Raw genomic sequence first — 5,086 nt, 5'->3', positions numbered from 1 at the left:
CCGTAAACAAAACGATTACGCTAGAAGATCCAATTAAAAACAAAAAATACGCACTAAAAGATAAAACTGCCGTTTTGATTGTACGCCCAAGAGGATTGCATTGAACGAAAAACACATCTTGATAGCAAACGAAGAAGCTTCTGGTTCTTTGATTGACTTTGGTCTGTATGCTTTTCATAATCATGACCAATTGGCCAGAAACGGTTCGGCGCCTTATTTTTACTTACCCAAGCTAGAACATTATTTGGAAGCCAGATGGTGGAACGAAGTGTTTGAATTTGCACAAGAATACCTTGGAGAGCAACACGGTACCTTTAAAGCAACCGTTTTGATTGAAACAATAACCGCCAGTTTTCAGTTGGACGAAATCATCTACGAATTAAGAGACCATATCGTAGGCTTGAACTGCGGGCGTTGGATTACATTTTTTCATACATCAAAAAATTCAGAAATAATCCTGCCTTTATCGTTCCGAACCGCGACCAAGTAACGATGACTTCGCCTTTTATGGACGCGTATTCTAAATTGGTGATTCAGCGTTGTCACAAACGCAACATTCACGCAATGGGCGGAATGGCTGCACAAATTCCGATTAAGAATGACCCCGAAGCCAACGAAATTGCCTTCAAAAAAGTGATTGCAGATAAAGAACGAGAAGCCAGAAACGGACACGACGGAACTTGGGTAGCGCATCCTGATTTGGTTCCGATAGCGATGAAAGTGTTTAATGAAAATATGATGACCAAAAATCATATTCACATCAAGAGAGCGGATTTGCACATTACAGAAGCGGATTTGTTGCAAATTCCAGTAGGAACGATTACCGAAGAAGGGATTCGCAAAAACGTAAATGTGGCCGTGCTGTACATCACTTCTTGCTAAACGGACAAGGCGCTGCAGCGATTCATCACTTGATGGAGGATGCCGCCACGGCAGAAATCTCAAGGTCGCAATTGTGGCAATGGCTTCAAAATGAAGTAACGTTGGATTCGGGTGAAAAATTAACGACCAAATTGTACCACCGCATAGCTTTGGAAGAATATGAAAAAATCAGAAAGCAAGTGGGTGACCGAGCGCACGAAGAGGAAAACTACATCTTGGCAGAAAAATTACTAGACGAACTGGTTGTGAACAAAAAATTTGTAGAGTTCTTGACGATACCAGGGTATAAGTATTTGTAGTGGTTAACAATCACTATTAAAAAAGTAAGCCACGAATTCCACAGATGAACACCAATTTTTCTGCTTTAATTAAACGAATCATAGCAGCCAATAAAGTTTGTTTTAAAAACAGTGAGTCTTTTTCTTTTTCCAAAAAATCACATTGCTGGCTTTTAGCCCCGATCGCAGTGGCATCCTCTGGACTCGCGAACGAGCGAGGACAGAGATATAACGGAGAGCGGGACCCATATTCACTGAAAAAAACCTTTGCTTGCCGCTCCTGATAATTAAATGAAACAAAAAATCTATTATAAACCAACCGAGAATTAAAAAAAAGAAATTATGAAAACCACGAGACACGCATTCAAGAATTAGTAACTGATTGGTTAACAAACCAAGATGGGAAGGCATTGAACGTCCTTACACCGCTGAAGAAGTGGTGCAATTGCAAGGTTCATACCAAATTGAACACAGTATCGCTAGAATGGGCGCTACGAAACTTTGGAACAGATTGAAATCACAGGATTTTGTTGCCGGATTAGGCGCATTGACCGTAATCAAGCCATTCAAGAAGTGGAAGCTGGACTAGAAGCTATTTACTTAAGTGGCTGGCAAGTGGCGGCTGATGCGAATGTGCGGCGAAATGTATCCTGACCAATCGTTGTATCCTGCCAACAGTGTTCCTTTGGTAGTAAAAAGAATCAACAACGCTTTGTTGCGCGCTGACCAAATTCAAGTGGTGAATAAAACAGTAGATAAAAAGATTACTTGGTTCCGATTGTTGCGGATGCTGAAGCAGGTTTTGGAGGAAACTTGAACGCTTTTGAATTGATGAAATCAATGATTGAAGCAGGTGCAGCAGGCGTACACTTTGAAGACCAATTGAGTTCTGCTAAAAAATGCGGACACTTGGGCGGAAAAGTTTTGGTACCTACGCAAGAAGCCATCAATAAATTAATCGCTGCGCGTTTGGCTGCCGACGTAATGGGAACGCCAACCTTGATTGTAGCAAGAACGGATGCGGATGCTGCAAACTTATTGACAAGCGATATAGACCCAAGAGATGCCAAATTCATCACGGAGAAAAAACAGACGAAGCTTTTTCTATGTAAACTGCGGTGTGGAGCAAGGTATTGACCGTGGGTTAAGTTATGCACCTTATGCGATTTGATTTGGATGGAAACGAGCAACCCTATTTGGCTTACGCAAAACAATTTGCCGATGCTATTCACGCGAAATATCCAGGAAAAAATGTTGGCTTACAACTGTTCGCCTTCGTTCAACTGGGCGGCGAAACTATCGGTTGCAGAAATGGAAACTTTTAGAGAGACTTAGCGGCTATGGGGTATAAATTCCAATTCACATACTTTGCTGATTCCACGCTTGGAATCACGAGTATGTATGAATTGGAATTTATACCCCATAGCCGCTAAGTCCTCTCTAAAAGTTTCCATTTCTGCAACCGATAGTTTCGCCGCCCAGTTGAACGAAGGCGAACAGTTGTAAGCCAACATTTTTCCTGGATATTTCGCGTGAATAGCATCGGCAAATTGTTTTGCGTAAGCCAAATCAGGGTTGCTCGTTTCCATCCAAATCAAATCGGCATAAGGTGCATAACTTAACCCACGGTCAATACCTTGCTCCACACCGCAGTTTACATAGAAAAAGCCTTCGTCTGTTTTTTCTCCCGTGATGAATTTGGCATCTCTTGGGTCTATATCGCTTGTCAATAAGTTTGCAGCATCCGCATCCGTTCTTGCTACAATCAAGGTTGGCGTTCCCATTACGTCGGCAGCCAAACGCGCAGCGATTAATTTATTGATGGCTTCTTGCGTAGGTACCAAAACTTTTCCGCCCAAGTGTCCGCATTTTTTAGCAGAACTCAATTGGTCTTCAAAGTGTACGCCTGCTGCACCTGCTTCAATCATTGATTTCATCAATTCAAAAGCGTTCAAGTTTCCTCCAAAACCTGCTTCAGCATCCGCAACAATCGGAACCAAGTAATCTTTTTTATCTACTGTTTTATTCACCACTTGAATTTGGTCAGCGCGCAACAAAGCGTTGTTGATTCTTTTTACTACCAAAGGAACACTGTTGGCAGGATACAACGATTGGTCAGGATACATTTCGCCGGCCACATTCGCATCAGCCGCCACTTGCCAGCCACTTAAGTAAATAGCTTCTAGTCCAGCTTCCACTTCTTGAATGGCTTGATTACCGGTCAATGCGCCTAATCCGGCAACAAAATCCTGTGATTTCAATCTGTTCCAAAGTTTCGTAGCGCCCATTCTAGCGATACTGTGTTCAATTTGGTATGAACCTTGCAATTGCACCACTTCTTCAGCGGTGTAAGGACGTTCAATGCCTTCCCATCTTGGGTTTGTTAACCAATCAGTTACTAATTCTTGAATGCGTGTCTCGGTGGTTTTCATAATTTCTTTTTTTAATTCTCGGTTGGTTTATAATAGATTTTTTGTTTCATTTAATTATCAGGAGCGGCAAGCAAAGGTTTTTTTCAGTGAATATGGGTCCCGCTCTCCGTTATATCTCTGTCCTCGCTCGTTCGCGAGTCCAGAGGATGCCACTGCGATCGGGCTAAAAGCCAGCAATGTGATTTTTTGGAAAAAGAAAAGACTCACTGTTTTTAAAACAAACTTTATTGGCTGCTATGATTCGTTTAATTAAAGCAGAAAAATTGGTGTTCATCTGTGGAATTCGTGGCTTACTTTTTTAATAGTGATTGTTAACCACTACAAATACTTATACCCTGGTATCGTCAAGAACTCTACAAATTTTTTGTTCACAACCAGTTCGTCTAGTAATTTTTCTGCCAAGATGTAGTTTTCCTCTTCGTGCGCTCGGTCACCCACTTGCTTTCTGATTTTTTCATATTCTTCCAAAGCTATGCGGTGGTACAATTTGGTCGTTAATTTTTCACCCGAATCCAACGTTACTTCATTTTGAAGCCATTGCCACAATTGCGACCTTGAGATTTCTGCCGTGGCGGCATCCTCCATCAAGTGATGAATCGCTGCAGCGCCTTGTCCGTTTAGCCAAGAAGTGATGTACAGCACGGCCACATTTACGTTTTTGCGAATCCCTTCTTCGGTAATCGTTCCTACTGGAATTTGCAACAAATCCGCTTCTGTAATGTGCAAATCCGCTCTCTTGATGTGAATATGATTTTTGGTCATCATATTTTCATTAAACACTTTCATCGCTATCGGAACCAAATCAGGATGCGCTACCCAAGTTCCGTCGTGTCCGTTTCTGGCTTCTCGTTCTTTATCTGCAATCACTTTTTTGAAGGCAATTTCGTTGGCTTCGGGTCATTCTTAATCGGAATTTGTGCAGCCATTCCGCCCATTGCGTGAATGTTGCGTTTGTGACAACGCTGAATCACCAATTTAGAATACGCGTCCATAAAAGGCGAAGTCATCGTTACTTGGTCGCGGTTCGGAACGATAAAGGCAGGATTATTTCTGAATTTTTTGATGTATGAAAAAATGTAATCCCAACGCCCGCAGTTCAAGCCTACGATATGGTCTCTTAATTCGTAGATGATTTCGTCCAACTGAAAACTGGCGGTTATTGTTTCAATCAAAACGGTTGCTTTAAAGGTACCGTGTTGCTCTCCAAGGTATTCTTGTGCAAATTCAAACACTTCGTTCCACCATCTGGCTTCCAAATAATGTTCTAGCTTGGGTAAGTAAAAATAAGGCGCCGAACCGTTTCTGGCCAATTGGTCATGATTATGAAAAGCATACAGACCAAAGTCAATCAAAGAACCAGAAGCTTCTTCGTTTGCTATCAAGATGTGTTTTTCGTTCAAATGCAATCCTCTTGGGCGTACAATCAAAACGGCAGTTTTATCTTTTAGTGCGTATTTTTTGTTTTTAATTGGATCTTCTAGCGTAATCGTTTTG

Annotated in this window: 4 protein-coding genes and 3 pseudogenes; 5 read left to right on the top strand and 2 right to left on the bottom strand. The window is 41.8% G+C overall.

All coding sequences use genetic code 11. The annotated features are described in order from the left end of the window. The first annotated feature begins 100 nt into the window (after positions 1 to 100). From BXU11_RS17380 to BXU11_RS18245, 5 genes and pseudogenes are all read left to right on the top strand, one after another. Positions 101 to 882 (top strand): annotated as a pseudogene (locus BXU11_RS17380) (hypothetical protein). Next, complete coding sequence (locus BXU11_RS18660) at positions 876 to 1,181, top strand: hypothetical protein (protein ID WP_369803235.1); 306 nt, start codon at positions 876 to 878, stop codon at positions 1,179 to 1,181. The pseudogene BXU11_RS17380 and the gene BXU11_RS18660 overlap by 7 nt, the downstream one beginning before the upstream one ends. A gap of 361 nt (positions 1,182 to 1,542) precedes the next feature. Then, positions 1,543 to 1,749, top strand: a complete 207-nt coding sequence (locus tag BXU11_RS18255; RefSeq protein WP_223253789.1) for a hypothetical protein — start codon at positions 1,543 to 1,545, stop codon at positions 1,747 to 1,749. 179 nt (positions 1,750 to 1,928) lie between these two features. Then, positions 1,929 to 2,297 (top strand): isocitrate lyase/phosphoenolpyruvate mutase family protein, encoded by a 369-nt coding sequence (locus BXU11_RS18250; protein ID WP_223253788.1) that lies wholly within the window; start codon positions 1,929 to 1,931, stop codon positions 2,295 to 2,297. Between the two features lie 39 nt (positions 2,298 to 2,336). Next, a complete protein-coding gene (locus BXU11_RS18245) occupies positions 2,337 to 2,495 on the top strand; it encodes a hypothetical protein (protein WP_369803234.1) in 159 nt (52 codons plus the stop codon). Between the two features lie 65 nt (positions 2,496 to 2,560). On the opposite strand, the pseudogene aceA reads toward BXU11_RS18245, so the two are convergent. Together aceA and BXU11_RS17360 are read right to left on the bottom strand one after the other, a co-directional pair. Then, positions 2,561 to 3,592 (bottom strand): annotated as a pseudogene (gene aceA / locus BXU11_RS17365) (isocitrate lyase); the annotation flags it as partial. 318 nt (positions 3,593 to 3,910) lie between these two features. After that, positions 3,911 to 5,086: pseudogene (locus tag BXU11_RS17360) on the bottom strand (malate synthase A); the annotation flags it as partial.

Source organism: Flavobacterium sp. LM5 (assembly GCF_002017945.1).
Lineage (GTDB): Bacteria > Bacteroidota > Bacteroidia > Flavobacteriales > Flavobacteriaceae > Flavobacterium > Flavobacterium succinicans.
This window is presented reverse-complemented; position numbering and strand designations above follow the sequence as displayed.

Bases quoted from the DNA above. Each gene is read 5' to 3' on its own strand.
- BXU11_RS18245 (WP_369803234.1), top strand. From the start codon at position 2,337: ATGGAAACGAGCAACCCTATTTGGCTTACGCAAAACAATTTGCCGATG.